Annotated in this window: 17 protein-coding genes and 2 tRNA genes; 13 read left to right on the top strand and 6 right to left on the bottom strand. The window is 47.9% G+C overall.

The window, feature by feature from the left end:
• Nucleotides 1-156: 156 nt before the first annotated feature.
• Nucleotides 157-232 (bottom strand) — tRNA-Pro (locus tag T495_RS0112755).
• A gap of 200 nt (nucleotides 233-432) precedes the next feature.
• Complete coding sequence (locus T495_RS0112750; RefSeq protein ID WP_033148964.1) at nucleotides 433-1,620, bottom strand: aminotransferase class I/II-fold pyridoxal phosphate-dependent enzyme; 1,188 nt, start codon at nucleotides 1,618-1,620, stop codon at nucleotides 433-435.
• Between the two features lie 162 nt (nucleotides 1,621-1,782).
• Between T495_RS0112750 and T495_RS0112745 the strand changes: the two genes are divergently transcribed.
• The 3 genes from T495_RS0112745 to T495_RS0112735 all read left to right on the top strand — a co-directional run bounded on the left by T495_RS0112745 (nucleotide 1,783) and on the right by T495_RS0112735 (nucleotide 3,175).
• Complete coding sequence (locus tag T495_RS0112745; protein WP_033148963.1) at nucleotides 1,783-2,820, top strand: diacylglycerol kinase family protein; 1,038 nt, start codon at nucleotides 1,783-1,785, stop codon at nucleotides 2,818-2,820.
• A gap of 56 nt (nucleotides 2,821-2,876) precedes the next feature.
• Nucleotides 2,877-3,077 (top strand): hypothetical protein, encoded by a 201-nt coding sequence (locus T495_RS0112740; protein WP_155993664.1) that lies wholly within the window; start codon nucleotides 2,877-2,879, stop codon nucleotides 3,075-3,077.
• Between the two features lie 26 nt (nucleotides 3,078-3,103).
• Nucleotides 3,104-3,175: transfer RNA gene (locus T495_RS0112735), tRNA-Cys, on the top strand.
• Between the two features lie 47 nt (nucleotides 3,176-3,222).
• Here T495_RS0112735 and T495_RS0112730 read toward each other — a convergent pair.
• Genes T495_RS0112730 through T495_RS0112715 form a run of 4 tightly spaced genes read right to left on the bottom strand, consistent with a single transcriptional unit; the run spans nucleotide 3,223 to nucleotide 6,606 of the window.
• The gene (locus T495_RS0112730) at nucleotides 3,223-3,615 is read right to left on the bottom strand and encodes a YkvA family protein (RefSeq protein ID WP_028904442.1); all 393 of its coding nucleotides are present in this window, start codon (nucleotides 3,613-3,615) and stop codon (nucleotides 3,223-3,225) included.
• Between the two features lie 33 nt (nucleotides 3,616-3,648).
• Complete coding sequence (locus T495_RS0112725) at nucleotides 3,649-4,512, bottom strand: N-acetylmuramoyl-L-alanine amidase-like domain-containing protein (RefSeq protein ID WP_028904441.1); 864 nt, start codon at nucleotides 4,510-4,512, stop codon at nucleotides 3,649-3,651.
• Complete coding sequence (locus T495_RS0112720; protein WP_231495108.1) at nucleotides 4,509-5,600, bottom strand: DUF4421 domain-containing protein; 1,092 nt, start codon at nucleotides 5,598-5,600, stop codon at nucleotides 4,509-4,511. The genes T495_RS0112725 and T495_RS0112720 overlap by 4 nt, the downstream gene beginning before the upstream one ends.
• 13 nt (nucleotides 5,601-5,613) lie before the next feature.
• The gene (locus T495_RS0112715) at nucleotides 5,614-6,606 is read right to left on the bottom strand and encodes a Gfo/Idh/MocA family protein (protein WP_028904439.1); all 993 of its coding nucleotides are present in this window, start codon (nucleotides 6,604-6,606) and stop codon (nucleotides 5,614-5,616) included.
• Between the two features lie 98 nt (nucleotides 6,607-6,704).
• Here T495_RS0112715 and T495_RS0112710 point away from each other — a divergent pair, with 98 nt between their 5' ends.
• The 10 genes from T495_RS0112710 (at nucleotide 6,705) to T495_RS0112665 (ending at nucleotide 18,269) form a co-directional block, all read left to right on the top strand.
• Nucleotides 6,705-7,319, top strand: coding sequence for a hypothetical protein (locus T495_RS0112710; RefSeq protein WP_033148961.1), 615 nt, complete (start codon nucleotides 6,705-6,707; stop codon nucleotides 7,317-7,319).
• Nucleotides 7,316-8,386: a bifunctional histidinol-phosphatase/imidazoleglycerol-phosphate dehydratase HisB gene (hisB, locus tag T495_RS0112705; RefSeq protein ID WP_028904437.1), complete on the top strand. Its 1,071-nt coding sequence runs from the start codon at nucleotides 7,316-7,318 to the stop codon at nucleotides 8,384-8,386. The genes T495_RS0112710 and hisB overlap by 4 nt, the downstream gene beginning before the upstream one ends.
• A gap of 70 nt (nucleotides 8,387-8,456) precedes the next feature.
• Nucleotides 8,457-10,070, top strand: a complete 1,614-nt coding sequence (locus T495_RS0112700) for an ABC-F family ATP-binding cassette domain-containing protein (RefSeq protein WP_028904436.1) — start codon at nucleotides 8,457-8,459, stop codon at nucleotides 10,068-10,070.
• A gap of 50 nt (nucleotides 10,071-10,120) precedes the next feature.
• Nucleotides 10,121-10,705 (top strand): nucleotide exchange factor GrpE, encoded by a 585-nt coding sequence (locus tag T495_RS0112695; RefSeq protein WP_028904435.1) that lies wholly within the window; start codon nucleotides 10,121-10,123, stop codon nucleotides 10,703-10,705.
• Between the two features lie 6 nt (nucleotides 10,706-10,711).
• On the top strand, nucleotides 10,712-11,872 hold the full coding sequence (dnaJ, locus tag T495_RS0112690; RefSeq protein ID WP_033148960.1) for a molecular chaperone DnaJ: 1,161 nt from the start codon (nucleotides 10,712-10,714) through the stop codon (nucleotides 11,870-11,872).
• A 20-nt stretch (nucleotides 11,873-11,892) separates the two neighbouring features.
• The gene (locus tag T495_RS0112685; protein ID WP_028904433.1) at nucleotides 11,893-13,206 is read left to right on the top strand and encodes a folylpolyglutamate synthase/dihydrofolate synthase family protein; all 1,314 of its coding nucleotides are present in this window, start codon (nucleotides 11,893-11,895) and stop codon (nucleotides 13,204-13,206) included.
• Between the two features lie 107 nt (nucleotides 13,207-13,313).
• Nucleotides 13,314-14,405 carry an aldose epimerase family protein gene (locus T495_RS0112680; protein ID WP_033148959.1) on the top strand — a complete coding sequence of 364 codons (1,092 nt, stop codon included), beginning with the start codon at nucleotides 13,314-13,316 and terminating at the stop codon, nucleotides 14,403-14,405.
• A 33-nt stretch (nucleotides 14,406-14,438) separates the two neighbouring features.
• On the top strand, nucleotides 14,439-15,716 hold the full coding sequence (locus tag T495_RS0112675) for an MFS transporter (protein ID WP_033148958.1): 1,278 nt from the start codon (nucleotides 14,439-14,441) through the stop codon (nucleotides 15,714-15,716).
• 26 nt (nucleotides 15,717-15,742) lie between these two features.
• The gene (galK, locus tag T495_RS0112670; protein WP_033148957.1) at nucleotides 15,743-16,906 is read left to right on the top strand and encodes a galactokinase; all 1,164 of its coding nucleotides are present in this window, start codon (nucleotides 15,743-15,745) and stop codon (nucleotides 16,904-16,906) included.
• Nucleotides 16,907-17,090: 184 nt separating this feature from the next.
• The gene (locus T495_RS0112665) at nucleotides 17,091-18,269 is read left to right on the top strand and encodes an aldose epimerase family protein (protein ID WP_033148956.1); all 1,179 of its coding nucleotides are present in this window, start codon (nucleotides 17,091-17,093) and stop codon (nucleotides 18,267-18,269) included.
• Nucleotides 18,270-18,308 lie beyond the last annotated feature (39 nt).

Genomic DNA, 18,308 nt, shown 5'->3' with positions numbered 1-18,308 from the left:
AGTAGCTGAAACTTATGTCTATTTTCTGTTAAAAACTGTTCAAAATGCGTGAATTAGCGTATTTTACACAAAAAATATCTATAATCAAACATTTTCAGTCTTAAATTTGATAAAGAATCCCGCTGAATCATCTTGAATCAGCGGGCCTTTCTTGCTTGGTCGAGGTGACAGGACTCGAACCTGCGACAGCCTGGTCCCAAACCAGGAACGCTACCAACTGCGCTACACCTCGTTTTTGCGGGTGCAAAGGTACGAAGATTTTTCGAAACAAAAGAAGATTAATGCCTAAAAGTGGTATTTGTTTGCATATTTTAACAAATAAACATCTCAAGACCTCCACCGCACAAAAAAAGCCTCCCGATTTGGGAGGCTAATTATTATTTGTCAGCTCGGCTTTGCCGCTTGGCATCGCCAAGATTTCCCGAGTATCAATTACTTGATTATACCCTGCTCTACGAAAATCTTCTTCAGAGCTACTACTGAGCGGTCAACCTGCTCCTTGGTGTGAGTAGCCATGAGCGCGTAGCGAACCAGTGTGTCCTGAGGGGCACAAGCTGGAGGAATAACAGGATTGATAAACACACCAGCCTTGAATGCCAATGCGGTTACCAGGAATGTCTTATCTACATCGCGCACGTAAAGAGGTATAATAGGACTCTCAGTCTCACCAATCTCGAAGCCCTCCTCGCGGAAACGCTTCAGAGCGTAGTTGGTAACATCCCACAGAGCCTGGATGCGCTCTGGCTCCTGCTGAATGATGTGCAGAGCCTCGAGAGCTGCAGCTGTAGCAGCTGGAGTGTTAGATGCTGAGAAGATGTAAGTGCGACAAGTGTGGCGCAGATAGTTGATGGTATCCCAGTCGGAAGCGATGAAACCACCAATAGAGGCCAGCGACTTAGAGAAGGTACCCATGATGAGGTCGACCTCATCGGTGAGTCCGAAGTGGTCGCAAACGCCACGTCCCTGCTTACCAAACACGCCGATGCCGTGAGCCTCGTCTACCATGATAGAGCAGTTATACTTGTGCTTGAGCTCGACGATGGCTGGCAGATTAGCCAGATCGCCCTCCATAGAGAATACACCATCAACAACGATGAGCTTAACAGCCTCCTGTGGCAGCTTCTGCAGCACACGCTCCAGATCGGCCATATCGTTGTGTTTGTAGTGCAACTGACGGGCGAAAGCCAGACGACGGCCATCAACGATAGAGGCGTGGTCGCGATCATCGCAGATCACGTAGTCGTCCTTGCTCAGCAATGCAGGTATAACACCCTGGTTTACAGAGAAACCAGTAGAGAGGCAAAGACAATCGTCCTTACCAATAAACTTTGAGATTTCCTTTTCGAGTTTAACGTGCAGGTCGAGCGTTCCATTCAGGAATCGGCTACCGGCACAACCTGAACCGTACTTGTCAAGAGCAGCCTTAGCTGCATCAATAATACGCTGGTCGCCAGTAAGACCTGTATAGGCATTAGAGCCAAACATCAGCACCTTGTGGCCACCCATCTCAACTTCCGTTCCCTGCTTTCCTTCAATCTCGCGGAAATAAGGATATACGTCAGCCTCCATAAACTTCTGTGGCTCACGATAATGCTTGAATCTTTCTTGTAACTGTCCCATTCCGATATAGGTAATGTTCTACTAATTTTAAATTTCAGGGTGCAAAGATACACATTTTTCGGCAATTCGTGCAAATTTTTATCAATAAATAATTGATTTTACTACTTTTTGCTCCATTTTGCCCTCTTTTTTCACTCAAAATTCGTAAATTTGCACACGCTTATGACGAAAAAGAAGAAAATTACATTTATCCTGAACCCAAAATCGGGAACCCACTCCAAAGAAGAGATTCCCGCCATGATAGAACAGATACTTGACAAGGAGCTGTTCGACATAGAAATTTGCTTTACTGAATATCGCGGCCATGCTGCAGAAATAGCTAAACATAAAGCCGAAGAGGGTGTTGATATCGTTGTGGCTGTGGGTGGCGACGGCACCGTCAACGAGGTGGCACGCTCGCTGGTACACACAGATACAGCACTCGCCATCATCCCCTGCGGCAGCGGAAACGGACTGGCAAGGCACCTGTGCCTGCCCATGGACTTAAAAAAGGCTATTGGCGTCATCAATAGCTGTAAGGTTGATAAATTCGACTATGGCGTCATCAACGGTATGCCTTTCTTCTGCACCTGCGGCATGGGATTCGATGCCTTTATCTCGCTGAAGTTTGCCGAAGCAGGCAAACGCGGACCTATCACCTACGTGGAGAATGTACTGAAGGAAGGACTGAAATACAAGCCTGAAACCTATGAAGTGAGCGACGATACCGGCGCCAAGAAATATAAGGCATTCCTGATTGCCTGCGCCAACGCCTCGCAATACGGCAATAACGCCTATATTGCGCCAGGCGCCACCATGAAGGATGGCGAGATGGACGTGATTGTGATGGAACCGTTTACAGCACTCGATGCACCACAGATAGCTGCCGACCTGTTTATGAAGACCATGCACAACAATTCAAAAATCAAGACGTTCCGCACCAAAACGCTGCATATCACCCGTAAAGCGCCAGGTGCAATACACTACGATGGCGACCCCATTATGACCGGCAAGGACATCGATGTACACATTGAGCATCAAGGCATTAAGATTCTCATCAACCCCGACGCCACCGAGGACGCCGGCCAACCCAACCCACTACTGAATGCTTTCAGCGACTTTTTTAATAATATAAACAATGTACGCGAGGACATCGAGCGTCAAGGTCACCGCTTCCAGGTCATCAATAAGGTACTGTTACGCAAGCTCACAAAACTTTAATCCCGAAGGCTACCTATGCAGACTATTGCAGTAACTATAATTCTGATTGGAGCAATATGCTACGCTGGCTGGTGGGGGTACCAACACTTTCAGAAAACCAAGAATCCATGCGAAGGATGCGACGGATGCCAACTGAAAGAGCTGAAAGAACACGCCAAGGAGTGCAAAAAACAGAAAAAAAGCACGTGCTGCGCGAAAAAGTAGCTAAAAAATTTGGTGGTCTCAAAAAAACTCACTACCTTTGCACCCGCGTTTAAGAAAGCGCGCTGGCCATACCAATCATGGTGCCTTGGATGAGTGGCTTAGTCAACGGTCTGCAAAACCGTCTACGGCGGTTCGAATCCGCCAGGCACCTCACGAAAAACCTCCCAATTCGGGAGGTTTTTTCATTTTCTACAGATCTTATTCTTCGGGACCGAAAATATCGCCTATCTCAGCAATCTCTTCCTCGTCGAACCAACGCGACAGCTTGCTCTTGGCCTGCTCCACAATCTCGGGATCGATACCAGTCCACACTTTCTTCAGCACATAAAGCAGTACTGCCAGATCGTCGGTCAAGCCTGCGATGGGAATGGCATCGGGAATCACATCAAGCGGACTGATCATATAGCCCAATGCACCAATGATGATAGCCTTATCGGCCTTGCTCACCTTGTCGCTCTGCAACGTGTAATAGAGGATCAGAGCAGCATAAACCAGTTTAGCACCTGCACGCTTTGCGATACGTGCAATCTTCTCTGCAAATTCCGACTGCGAAAACTTGTTCGCATAACTCATAAAATCGGGTAATTCCATAATTTTCACCTTTGGTTAAGTTATTTTTTTAAGTTACTTAATAATTCGTATAATTCTGATTCCTGTATGCGAGGGATGCTTCTGCAGATACTGGTAGAGCGTCATAGGCTCAATCACCACTTTGTGATGCAGTTGCGATGCGTTGAGCAGATGCAACCCATCCTTACGCCACAAGGCAAACCCCAGATGAGCAATATCCAGGCCCGCCTTATTACAAGTAATCGCTATGATATCACCATCCTTAATCACCCGGCGGAGCAACTTATCATTGCCCACGGATTTCTTGGGGATGAATCGGTATTTTGCACCCGACACCCTACGCTCCATCTTACTGATAGCACTCACGAAATCAGGATGCTCACGTAACGCCTGATAGCTCTGGGGATGGGTACTCATATAATTGACATTGACATGCTGTACTGCCGTAAACGGCGGATTAGGCGCTTGAATCTCGCTAACCACACCGGCACGGGTATTATCCGTGATCCACTCGGTAAAATAATGCAACCTGCTGGGATACTCCTTGATAACACCACCACGATAACGCAGATCAATGAGCGCATGCTGGTAAGCGAACCATGAGTAATCCTTATGCTGGGCACAAAGAGTCAGAGCGGTAACAGTCTCAACAAGCGTGGTACAGTCCAGCTGGCGGGTATTTATCACCAGTCGCTCATGCTTATCACCCTCAAGGGTAAAAGCAACATAGGGCACGCCCAGGAACTTCTTGGCAAAGAACAGCGGCAGACAGGTCGACGCCGGCTGCTTTTTCGCCTCAGCCAGAAGTCGGCAGATGGTAACACTATCCTGAGGCAGAGCTTTTACACGGCTCAGACCCGCAGCATGCGATACCAGGCAAACGCTTATACCTATTATTATATATAGAAATCGTTTCATGCCTTACGATATTTCTTTTTCAACATAAAGTTATAGCCTATATAGGCATTAAATGAGCCAAAGATGTTATTGGCTGTAAAGCGTGATGTGCGATAGTTATTTGACCGCAGGATGGCACTACAGCCGGCATACCAGCGAGTATTGTTATATACAACACCAAAGCGGCCTATTCCATCAAGATTCACTTTCTCCATACTGAACCCAGTTTTCTCATCAGCCACCTTGCCATAGCTCGACTTATAACATACAGCCAACTGTCCGCTGGCACAGAACAACCAGTTCTTGGCAAACACCCAGTTATAGGCATAGCCACCCGATATCATAAAATCGCTATATTTGATACCGCTGAACATCATACCACTATCAACCCGAAGTTCTTGCGCCCGTTCCATTCGCGACCTGAGGGTAGAAACCAGCTTATCGTAATCCATATCCAGGCTATTCCTGGTAAAGCCGATGCCAGCCATCCACGAACCGCAACTAATCTTCTGACAAGTGCTCTGACTGAAGGCTGCTGGATAAGAGAACCTACCGTGGTTAAAGATATAATAGGCGCTGGCACCTGTGATGCCCACATTGACACCATCGAAAGGTATGCCTTCAAACAAATCGCCATTAATACCATAACCCAGTCGCACGTCCCGGATCTTATAGTCGTTACCTGTACGACGATAGAAAATATCGATACCCACCTGCGACGAATAGATACTCAGATCGAACTCCTTGCGTAAGCCACTCTGACTAAACCCCAAATTGTGGATATCGAAAGTATAGCCTAAGAAGAACCAGCGCCAACCGAAGTACGGCCCGATCTTAGTGCGCCCATCGGGAGCCAGCGTTATCTCCTGTCCGTTGCTGCCCAACACGAAGCTCTCATAGGTACGAGTAATCTGACCCATCACCGTAAACTCATAGTGCTGCGGTTCGATATACTCATCATTCAGACGGTCAAACCCACGCACGGTACGACGAATCAAACCCATCCGATTATCATTGTCGAGTGTATCAGTAGCCAACGTATCGGGCTCAGCAGCAATAGCACTCAGCCCAACCATTATCCACGACAACACCAACAACACAAACTTCATACACAATGAATAATCAGAATTTGCCCAAGATACGATCCATCACCCAATTAACAGGTGTGGCCGACACGCTAGTACACTCACATACCCCCAAGCCCTGCAGATGCTCTATCACATTCTTAATGATAGGATATTGCACATAGGGCGGGTTAGGTACTGTGATACGCTCTTCACCCTGAGTAGTCTGTAGGCGAATAGGCGTATAATCGAACACCGAGAAACTTACCTGTCCTTCGGTGCCAATAATCTCAATACAGTCTTCGCGAGCCGACTCATGGGCCACATAGCACCACGACCCACTACCCGGCAAGCCATTCTCAAACTGGAAACAGGCGCTCACAGAATCCTCAGCCTTGTATAATCCGCCACGATTACTGCAAATACCTCGCGCCTCAAGGATAACCCCGAACAGGTCCTGAAGTATGTCGAGCTGATGGGGGGCCATATCATAGAAATAACCACCACCCGCAATCTCGGGCTGCAAGCGCCAAGGCAAGGGCTCATGATTGGCGATAGCATCAAGGTCGGCCTGACGAGGCGGTTCTGTATAACGTATCTGCACATTGATGATCTTGCCAATCTGACCACTATTCACAATATCCTTTACTTTCTGGAAATAAGGCAGATAGCGACGATAGTAGGCAACAAAGCAAGGCACACCCGTTTGTTCGCTAATACGATTGATACGGGCGCAATCCTCATAACTGGCAGCCAAAGGTTTTTCTACGTAAACGGGTTTACCTGCCTTCATAGCCATAATAGCGTAGGTAGCATGACTTGAAGGCGGTGTAGCCACATAAATGGCATTCACATCAGGATCATCAATCATTTCCTGAGCATCGGTATACCACTTGGCGATTCCATGCTGAACAGCATAAGTACGCGCATGTTTCTCGGTGCGACTCATCACAGCCACCACACTCGAACCTTCAACCTCGCTGAATGCGGGACCGCTCTTCTTCTCGGTCACTTCGCCACAGCCTATGAAACCCCATCTTAATAACTTCATTATTAAAAATTTGGTGCAAAGATAAAAAAAATCTGTGAATTCCGTTTAATCCATGCTTAAAAATTACTATCTTTGCACTCGAAAAAATAGAATTAGCAATGGAAACAGAGAAAAAAGAGATAGAAATGAAGGTGCGTAGCAGTCAGGCTTGCATTCGCGAGGGCTACCAGTTGTACAGCGCCAACTTCCGGAAAATTTTCCGTGCCACCTGGTGGCTGGCCATCGGCTTTGCACTCCTCGCGGCTGTGGCTCAGGCTCTGCCTGTACTGATATCACCCACCCTACTCTTACCCGCTTCGATACTGGCCATAGTAGCTGTAGGCACCTGGCTGGCCGCAGCCAAATGGCGCCTTAAGAAGTTGCAGATGCTCCCCCCCGTAGCCCTGCGCTACGGCGCATGGATGGCACACATAGGCAAGCTATTATTAGTAGCCTTTGTGAGCCTCATCATCGTAGCACTACTGGCATTACTAACCACCCTGCCCACAGTCATACTGATAACAGCCAACTGGCAATCGCAGATAGGCATGCTATACGGCGATCCATCGGGGATGCCCGACAGCGTAAAATGGCTAAGCATCGCAGTATTTGCAATAGCTGGTTTTATCCAGGCATACGTATGGCTCACCATGGTACTGCCCATGTATCTGGTTAAGATATCGATATACATGCAGGACAAAGAGAAAGAAGAATTCAACAAGAAAACAATATGAAAAAGATTTTATTTATCGACCGCGACGGAACGCTGATTGAGGAACCTGCCGACGAGCAGATTGACAGCTTTGAAAAACTAAAATTCGTAAAAGGCGTATTCCGCAACCTGGCCTTTATCCGCGAGAAACTGGACTTTGAGTTTGTGATGGTTAGTAATCAGGATGGCTTAGGAACAGAGAGTTTCCCCGAAGACACATTCTGGCCCGTACATAACTTCATTCTGCAAACACTTGAGGGCGAAGGCATTACCTTCGACGAGATTCTGATCGACCCTCACTTCCCCGAAGACAACGCACCAACCCGTAAGCCAAGCATCGGATTGGTAGAAAAATATATTAACAATCCCGACTACGACATCGCCAACTCGTACGTAATTGGCGATCGCGAAACCGACCGACAGTTCGCCAAGAATATCGGTTGCAAATCGCTGATTCTGAGCGACGAGGGTATCACTTGGAACAAGATAGCCGAACTGCTGTTTGCCGGCGAGCGCACAGCCGAAGTGAAGCGCACCACGAAAGAGACCGACATCTGGGTAAAAGTAAACCTCGACGGATCGGGAAAATGCGACATCAGTACTGGCTTAGGATTCTTCGACCATATGCTGGAACAGATCGGTAAGCACGGAATGATAGACCTGACCATCCACACCAAAGGCGATCTGGAGGTTGACGAGCATCACACCATAGAAGACACGGCTATTGCCCTGGGCGAATGTATTCTACAGGCTCTGGGCGACAAGCGAGGCATCGAGCGCTATGGCTATTGCCTACCTATGGACGATTGCCTGTGCTCAGCCTGTCTGGATTTCGGCGGACGCCCCTGGCTGGTTTGGGACGCCGAGTTCCATCGTGAGAAAATAGGCGAAATGCCCACCGAGATGTTCCTGCACTTCTTTAAGAGCCTGAGCGATGCCTCGAAGATGAACCTGAACATCAAAGCCGAAGGTCAGAATGAGCATCACAAGATTGAAGGCATCTTCAAAGCCCTGGCAAGAGCGCTGAAAATGGCTGTACGTCGAGATATCTACCACTATGAGTTACCCTCTACAAAGGGAATGTTGTAGAAAATTTGGTAATATCAATTATTTTTCGTACCTTTGCAGCCCAAAATAATATATAAGTTAAGAAGTTAAGATGATTACAGTTACAAATCTGGCAATCCAGTTTGGAAAGAAGGTCCTCTACAAGGATGTAAACTTAAAGTTTACAAGTGGTAACATTTATGGTATTATCGGTGCCAACGGTGCTGGTAAATCAACTCTGCTGCGCGCCATCAGCGGCGAGCTTGAAGCCAATAAAGGAACCATCGAGATGCAGCCAGGCGAGCGCCTGAGCGTGCTGGAGCAGGACCACTTCAAGTATGATGAATTTTCGGTGATGAACACTGTGCTGATGGGACATCAGCCACTTTGGGAGAACATGAAAGAGCGTGAGGCTCTGTATGCAAAACCCGAAATGAGCGAAGAAGACGGCGTAAGAGCTGCAGAATTAGAGATGGCATTTGCCGAGATGAACGGCTGGGAGGCCGAAAGCGAGGCTGCACAGCTATTACAGAATCTGGGAGTAGCAGAGAGTCAGCACTACAAGCAGATGAGCGAGATATCAAACAACGAGAAAGTACGCGTTATGCTGGCTAAAGCCCTGTTCGGACACCCCGACAACCTGTTGCTCGACGAGCCTACCAACGACCTTGATCTGGACACCGTTCAGTGGTTGGAGGAATATTTAAGCAATTTGGAGCAATGCGTATTAGTTGTTTCGCACGACCGTCACTTCCTGGATGCCGTATCGACCCAGACCGTCGATATCGACTTTGGCAAGGTAACCCTGTTCTCAGGTAACTACTCGTTCTGGTACGAGAGTTCGCAGTTGGCTCTGCGCCAGGCTCAGAACCAGAAGATGAAGGCTGAGGAGAAGAAGAAGCAGCTGGAGGAGTTTATCCGCCGATTCTCAGCCAACGTAGCCAAGTCAAAGCAGACCACATCTCGTAAGAAGATGCTGGAAAAGCTGAATGTAGAAGAGATTACTCCATCAACACGTAAATACCCAGGCATCATCTTCCAGATGGAACGCGAGCCTGGCACACAGATTCTGGAGGTAGAAGGACTGAAGGCTGTTGACAGCGACGGTACCGTATTGTTTGACAACGTCAGCTTCACCATCGAAAAGGGACAGAAGACCGTTTTCCTGAGCCACAATCCAAAGGCTATGACAGCCCTGTTCGAGATTATCAACGGCAATCGTGAAGCTCAGGCAGGTACCTACAAGTGGGGTGTTACCATCACCACCGCCTATCTGCCACTCGACAATACCGAGTTCTTCCAGAGTGAGATGAATCTGGTTGACTGGCTCTCACAATGGGGACCAGGTAACGAGGTTACCATGAAGTCGTTCCTGGGTCGTATGCTGTTCAAGGAAGAGGACGTCCTGAAACATGTGAACGTACTCTCGGGAGGAGAGAAAATGCGTTGTATGATAGCCCGCATGCAGTTGAAGAATGCCAACTGTCTGATCCTCGACACGCCTACCAACCACTTGGATCTGGAAAGTATTCAGGCCTTCAACAACAACCTGATCAACTTTAAGGGTAACATTCTGTTTGCATCGCACGACCATGAGTTCATCAACACCGTGGCCGATCGTATCATCGAACTGACGCCAAAGGGTACTATCGACAAGCTGACAAGCTACGATGATTACATCTATGATGAGACCATCAAGGCGCAGAAGGAGAAGATGTACGTCTAAATTGGCACGGATTTTGCTAAACTATCAGCAGAACTTTAAAAATCGCTATTATGACAGAAAAAGATATCAACATCGAAAACGAGGAGAACCTCGAAGAGATGAACACAGAGAACGCAGAGAATACTGAGAGCGCAGAGGCAGAAAAGACCGAAGAGGCCGCTCAGGAAGAAGAAACAGAAGAGCAGGATCCACTGGCAAAAGCCCAGCAGGAAATAGAGGAACTGAAGACACAGTTGCTCTACAAGGCTGCCGAATTTGAGAATTACCGCAAGCGCACCCTGAAAGAGCGTGCCGAGCTGATTCTGAACGGTGGCGAGAAGGCCATCTCAGCCATTCTCCCTATACTCGACGATATGGAGCGTGCCATTGCCAACGGCACCAAGACCGACGACCCACAGGTACTGCGCGAAGGTATGGAACTGATTTACAACAAGTTTGTAAAAGCCCTCGAGAGCCAGGGCGTTAGCAAGATTGAAACCAAGGATGCCGACTTTGATACCGACCTGCACGAGGCGGTAGCAATGGTTCCCGGCATGGGCGACGACAAGAAAGGTAAGGTTATCGACTGCCTGCAGGAAGGATACAAATTGAACGACAAAGTAATCCGCCACGCAAAAGTGGCAGTAGGACAATAAACCGATATGGCACAGAAACGAGATTATTATGAGGTGTTGGGCGTCCAAAAGAGCGCAACAGAAGATGAAATCAAAAAGGCATATCGAAAGATAGCCATCAAATATCACCCTGACCGCAACCCCGGCGACAAAGAAGCTGAAGAGAAATTCAAGGAGGCGGCCGAGGCATATAATGTACTGCACGATCCGAAGACTCGTCAGCAGTATGACCAGTTCGGATTCGACGGTCCTAACATGGGTGGCGGATTCGGAGGATTCAGCGGATTTGAGACCAACATGAACATGGACGATATCTTCTCTATGTTCGGCGACATCTTCGGTGGTCACGGATTCGGTGGATTCGGTGGTGGTCAGCGTCGTCAGCAGCAGCATCGTGGAAGCGATCTGCGACTGAAGGTGAAACTAACACTCGAAGAGATCAATACCGGTGTTACCAAGAAGTTCAAGGTACGTAAGGATATCCCCTGCCCTCACTGTAACGGTAGCGGTGCAGAGGCAGGAAGCCAGAAGGAGCAATGTCCTACCTGTCATGGGCAGGGCTACATCACGCATACCACCCAGAGCATTTTCGGTATGATGCAGCAGCAGAGTGTTTGTCCTACCTGCGGCGGCGAGGGTCAGGTCATCAAAAACAAATGTAAGCATTGCGGCGGAACAGGCGTTGAGAAAGGTGAGGAAGTTGTTGAAATCAACATCCCAGCCGGTGTAGCTGAAGGCATGGTTGTCAACGTCCCCGGAAAAGGAAATGCCGGCAAGCACAACGGTATAGCTGGCGACATTCAGGTGTTTATCGAAGAAGAGGATCACCAGACATTTATCCGCGATGGTAATGACTTGATTTACAACCTGTTGCTCGACTTCCCAACAGCAGCCTTAGGTGGCGACATAGAAATCCCCACTATCGAAGGCACTAAGTTAAAGGTCAAACTTGAGAACGGCACCCAGCCTGGTAAGACACTTCGTCTGCGTGGCAAAGGTCTGCCAGTAGTTCAGGGTTATGGAAGCGGACGCGGCGATTTGGTAGTAAACATCAGCGTGTATGTACCAAAGACACTCAGCAAGGAAGAGAAGCAGACCATTGAGCAGTTCAAGGGCAGCGACAATTTCAAGGGTGATAAGCAGACACGCGACTCCATCTTCCAAAAATTCAAGAATTACTTTAATTAATATATTAATAAGGTATAGCTATGACATATCAGGAAACGTGTGAATACCTGTATAGCCAGTTGCCCATGTTTGAGCGTCAAGGCGCAGGGGGCTATAAGGAAGGGCTCGAAAACAGTCATGCACTTGATGAGCATTTCGGCCATCCCCATAAGAAGTATCTCACCATTCACGTGGCGGGAACCAACGGCAAAGGCTCATGTGCTCACACGCTTTCTGCTATTCTGCAGATGTGCGGTTACAAGGTGGGACTATACACATCACCCCATTTGGTTGACTTCAGCGAACGCATCCGCGTAAACGGTCAGCCCATTCCAGAGGACTATGTTGTAGATTTCGTCGAGAAAGAGAAACCTTTCTTCACCCCCTTACAGCCTTCCTTTTTCGAACTCACAACGGCTATGGCATTCAAGTATTTTGCTGACATGAATGTCGATATAGCCGTTATCGAGGTTGGTCTGGGCGGCCGCTTGGATTGTACCAACATCATTACCCCTATTCTGTCGGTCATCACGAATATCGGCATGGACCACATGCAATTCTTAGGCAACTCCCTGGAAGAGATTGCCATGGAAAAAGCCGGTATCATCAAACAGCATGTCCCCGTAGTGATTGGTGAGACAACCCCTGAAACACGTCAGGTGTTCAGTACTATTGCTATGGAAAAACAATCTCCTATTGTTTTCGCTGAGGACCGTCAGCAGATTATCTCAGCTTCCATCAACACCAAAGGGATAGAATTCTACACCAAGAGTTTTGGTATTATAAGCGGAGAACTAAACGGTAGCTATCAGGAGAAGAACGCCAACACTATTCTCTGCGCTGTACAGCAATTGGAGGCGTTAGGATATATGCACGCCTGCAAATGCGCTGCAAACACAACCTGCCAGAACCGCGAGGTAAAACAGGGATTTGCACACGTATGCAGCCTGACCGGACTGAAGGGTCGTTGGATGAAAGTGGGCGATGCCCCATTGACGATCTGCGACACAGGTCACAATGTACCAGGATGGACCTATCTGAGCAAGCAACTGAAGTCTGTCCAGTGCGACCACATGCACATAGTATTTGGAATGGTCGATGATAAGGACATTCATGGTGTGATGGAACTATTGCCGATTAATGCTACGTATTATTTTACAAAAGCCAGCAATAAAAGAGCGGTTTCAGAGAACGTTTTGAAGCTCTACGCCCAAGGTTTAGGACTTGACGGAGAGAGCTATCCGGATGTAAAAACTGCCTACGAAGCAGCAAAGGCTGCAGCCGACAATAATGACTTTGTGTTCGTTGGAGGTAGCAGTTACATCGTAGCAGACCTGCTAAAGAACTGTATTTAGGCTTTTTTAATACAACAAAAACTTTTTTTTCGTAGAAACGTTTGTCATTTTGATTTTTTTTCTGTTACTTTGCAGAAAAATAGTATTTTAACTAAAAACATTACGAAATGGCAAACACTACAGAGACAGTGAATCTGTGCGGTCTGAAACGTGAAAACTTTCAGGCCACTATCAACGGTAAAAAAACCGACTTGTACATTCTTAGAAACCGTAAGGGTTTTGAAGTGGCCATCTCTAACTACGGAGGAGCCATTTGTGCTATTATGGTTCCTGGAAAGGATGGCAAAGTAGCTAACGTTATTCAGGGTCACGACAACATTGAGCAGTTGACCAGCGGAAATGAGCCCTACCTGTCAACATTGATAGGTCGTTGGGGTAACCGTATCTGCAAAGGACAGTTCATTCTGAACGGCAAGGAGTATCAGTTGGCACTCAACGACGGTCCCAACCACTTGCATGGCGGTGCCGTAGGTTTCAATGCAAAGGTATGGGATGCCCGTCAGATGGGGCCACGCTCTCTGGCCTTGCATCGTATTTCATCTTATGGTGAGGAAGGGTTCACAGGCGAGCTTGATGTAACGGTAGAATTTACTTTCACCGATCAGAATGAGTTGGTAATCGAATATCTGGCTACCACCAACAAGAAGACTATCGTGAACCTCACACATCACGCTTTCTTCGCATTGGGCGGTACAGCTGATCCTACACCAGGTATCGAGGACCAGATCTGCGAGATCAACGCCGACTTCTACCTGCCAACCGATGCAACTGCAATCCCAACAGGTGAAATCCTGAAGGTTGAGGGTACTCCATTCGACTTCCGAAAGGCCAAGCCATTCGGACAGGATATCGATGCCGACAACGAGCAAATCAAGTTCGGTCATGGTTTCGACCACAACTACGTGCTGAACAAGCAGGAAGAGGGCGAGCTCTCGTTTGCAGCTAAGTTGACCGATCCTAAGAGCGGACGCACCATGGAGGTTTACACCACCGAGCCAGGACTTCAGCTCTACACCGGCAACTTCCTGAATGGTTACAAAGGCGCCAATGGTTGCACATTCCCCCACCGTTCAGCAGTATGCTTTGAGGCTCAGCACTTCCCCGATTCACCAAACCGTCCATACTTCCCAAGCGTGATACTGAATCCTGGTCAGCGCTATAAGCAGAAGACGATTTACCGCTTCGGTGTAGTTGAATAATCTCTCCAACTTAAAAAATTAATAGACAACAATATGACTGAAACAAACAAGAATGGCAAAGTAATTGCCATTATCACGATGTGCTTCATCTTCGCGATGATTAGCTTTGTAACTAACATGGGTGCTCCCTTTGGAAACATCTGGGGTTTTGAATATCCTTTTGCCAAAGCTTGGGGTAACCTGATGAACTTTGCTGCTTACCTGTTCATGGGTATTCCTGCAGGTAAAATGCTGACGAAATACGGATACAAGAAGACTGCCCTGATTGCTCTGATCGTGGGTATCGTTGGTTTGTGTTTCCAGTATCTCTCTAGCCTTGTAGGCGCAGGTACTTACGTATTCACATACGATAGCATCCCTGTAGCCCTCAATCTGGTTATCTACCTGCTGGGTGCTTTCGTCTGCGGTTTCTGCGTATGCATGCTCAACACCGTTGTAAACCCCATGCTGAACCTTCTTGGAGGTGGTGGTAACAAAGGTAACCAGCTGATTCAGGTTGGAGGTACGCTGAATTCGCTGACCGGTACGCTCACTCCGCTGTTGGCAGGAATTCTGGTAGGTACTGTTACCGCAGAGACCAGCATGAGCGACGTTGCTCCCCTGCTGTTCATTGGTATGGCCGTATTCGCTATTTCGTTCGTAATCATCAGCCGTGTTACGATTCCAGAGCCCACACTCGGCAAGGTTTCACCAAAGTACGAGCGTAGTCCGTTGGCATTCCGCCATTGCGTACTGGGCGTTATCGCTATCTTCTTCTATGTAGGTATCGAGATTGGAATCCCTATGGAGCTTAACTTCTACGTGACCGACCTCGGTTTCGAAGGTGCAGCCGCCATCGGTGGAACTCTGGCAGCCGCCTACTGGCTTCTCATGATGATTGGTCGTGCCTGCTCAAGCGCTATCTCTGGCAAGGTTTCTACCAAGTTGCAGCTATCTACAGTTAGTACTGTAGCCATCCTGCTTCTTGTTGTTGCCATCTTCATGCCCGAGAGCGTAACAATCTCATTCAGCGGACACGACGTACCTGCTAAGGCATTCCTGATTCCCGCATGCGGCCTCTGTACCTCTATCATGTGGGGTGGTATCTTCAACCTCTCTGTTGAGGGATTGGGTAAGTACACCGAGGCTGCCTCAGGTATCTTCATGACAATGGTTGTTGGTGGTGGTGTAATGCCCCTCATTCAAGAGGCTATCGCCAAGTCAGCTGGTCCAATCTTCAGCTATTGGCTTGTCATCGCTATGTTGGCCTACATTCTGTTCTACGCCCTTGTTGGTTGCAAGAACGTAAACCAGGATATTAAGGTAGATTAATATTAACCCCTTAAAATTTTAAACTTATGGACATCGAATTTGTAAGAAGCCGCTTCATCAAGCACTTTGATGGAAAGACAGGAAACGTATATGCATCTCCCGGACGTATCAACCTGATTGGTGAGCATACCGATTATAATGGTGGTTTCGTATTCCCAGGTGCTGTAGACAAGGGCATCGTAGCTGAGATGCGTGCCAACGATACCGAAGATACAGTAATGGCTTATGCTATCGACCTGAAGGACCGTGTAGACTTCAAGCTTTCCGACCCTGCAGGTCCCAAAGCATCTTGGGCCCGATACATTTATGGTATCGCCTTGGAAATGAAAAAGTTAGGCGTTCCAGTTAAAGGATTCAACATTGCTTTCGCTGGCGATGTGCCCCTTGGAGCAGGAATGTCATCTTCAGCCGCTATGGAGAGCTGTTTTGCTTGCGGTCTGAACGATATTTTTGGTGAGAACAAGGTATCGCAGTGGGATATGGTTCTGGCCGGTCAGGCTACCGAGCACAACTACTGTGGTGTTAAGTGTGGTATCATGGACCAGTTTGCCTCGGTATTTGGCAAGGCTGGCTGTCTGATGCGCCTCGACTGCCGTTCTCGCGAGTTCGAGTACTTCCCATTCAAGCCCGATGGCTATCGTCTGGTATTGCTCGATTCTGTTGTTAAGCACCAGTTGGCAGGTTCACCCTACAACGATCGCCGCAACAGCTGCGAAAATGTTGTAAAGCATATTGCCGCTAAGCATCCAGAGGGTAAGTTCGAGACCCTGCGCGACTGCACATGGGAGCAGCTTGATGAGGTTCGTGCAGAAGTTGGCGAAGAGGACTACAAGCGCGCCAAGTTCGTTCTTGGCGAGAAGGACCGTGTACTTGCTGTCTGCGACGCGCTGAACGAGGGCGATTATGAGAAGGTAGGTGAGTTGATGTATCAGACCCACGAAGGCCTATCGAAGGACTACGAGGTATCCTGCGAAGAGCTTGACTATCTGAACGACTTGGCAAAGGAGAACGGTGTTACCGGTAGCCGCATCATGGGCGGTGGATTTGGTGGCTGTACCATCAACCTGGTTCGCAACGATCTCTACAAGAAATTCATCGACGATGCCAAGGCCAAATTCAATGCCAAGTATGGACACGAGCCAAAAGTTTACGATGTAGTAATTGGCGACGGTTCACGTAGAATTTGCTAACTCCGAACCAACAAAAACACAGCATTCTGTGTTTATAAAGGTTAAATAACGAGAGTAAGGTGTGAAAACTACACCTTACTCTCTTTTTTTTCTTATTTTAGCTTGTAAATTCGAAATTAAGGTTGTAATTTTACACCCAAAATAATAACAACAAATTATCAACAACTTAAAACATAGTAACAAAATGAAGACAATCAAAGCAACTTTGATGGGAGTTGGCGTAGCTGCGCTGATGCTCTCATGCGCAAGTGGCCAGCAGGCTCCTCAACTAACTGTATCGGGTCTCGACCCAGCCAAATTCGACACCACTATTCAGTCAAAACCAGTGAAGCTCTACACGCTGAAGAATCAGAACGGCATGGAGGTATGCATCACCAACTATGGTGGTAGAATCGTTTCGCTTGTTGTGCCAGATAAGGATGGCAAGCCAACCGATGTTGTACTCGGATTCGACAACATCGCCCAGTATGCCGACACTATCAATACACCCTCCGACTACGGTTCAAGTGTAGGTCGCTATGCCAACCGTATCAAGAACGGTCAGTTCATTCTGAAAGGCGACACGGTTCAACTCAGAACCAACGATGGTCCTAACAGTCTGCACGGTGGTGGCAATACAGGTTGGATGCATCAGGTTCTTGATGCCGAGCAGATTGGCGACTCTATTCTGAAGCTTACACTTGTTGCCCAGGATGGTGAGAACGGATTCCCCGGCAAGATTATGTCTGTTACAACCTACAAGCTCACATCCGATAACGTACTCGATATGACTTGGGAGGCAGAGACCGACAAGCCAACCATCATCAACCAGACCAACCACAACTATTACAATCTGAGTGGTGACTTTACACAGCCAGGCTACGACATGGTACTCTATGTCAATGCAGACAATTTCACTCCAAGCGATAAGCTTTACATCCCCACAGGCGAGATTAAGTCAGTTGAGGGTACTCCCATGGACTTCCGTCAGCCTCACGCTCTGGGCGATAGCATCAACTCACAGTTCGACCAGATTCAGAATGCTACAGGTTACGACCATAACTACTGTCTGAACACCTATAAGGACGGTAAGGGCGACGACACACAGGTATGCGCCAGCCTCTACAGCCCCAAGACAGGAATCCTGATGGAGATGTTTACCAACGAGCCAGGTGTACAGGTTTACAGCGGTAACTTCCAGGGCGTAGGTGCCGACAAAGACATTCCCCGCAAGAATGGTATCACCTACCCCAAGCACGTGAGTGTATGTCTGGAGAGCCAGAAGTATCCCGATTCTCCCAACCACCCAGAGTGGGTTCAGCCCACACTGAATCCTGGTGAGAAATACTTCAGTCATGCAGCCTACAAGTTCTCCATCAAATAAACGGAATCTATAGTTACTAACAAATATCAATCAATTAAA

The sequence above is a fragment of the Prevotella sp. P6B1 genome (assembly GCF_000702825.1).
Lineage (GTDB): Bacteria > Bacteroidota > Bacteroidia > Bacteroidales > Bacteroidaceae > Prevotella.
The sequence above is the reverse complement of the archived record's forward strand: the minus strand, read 5'-3'. Positions and strand labels throughout refer to the sequence as shown.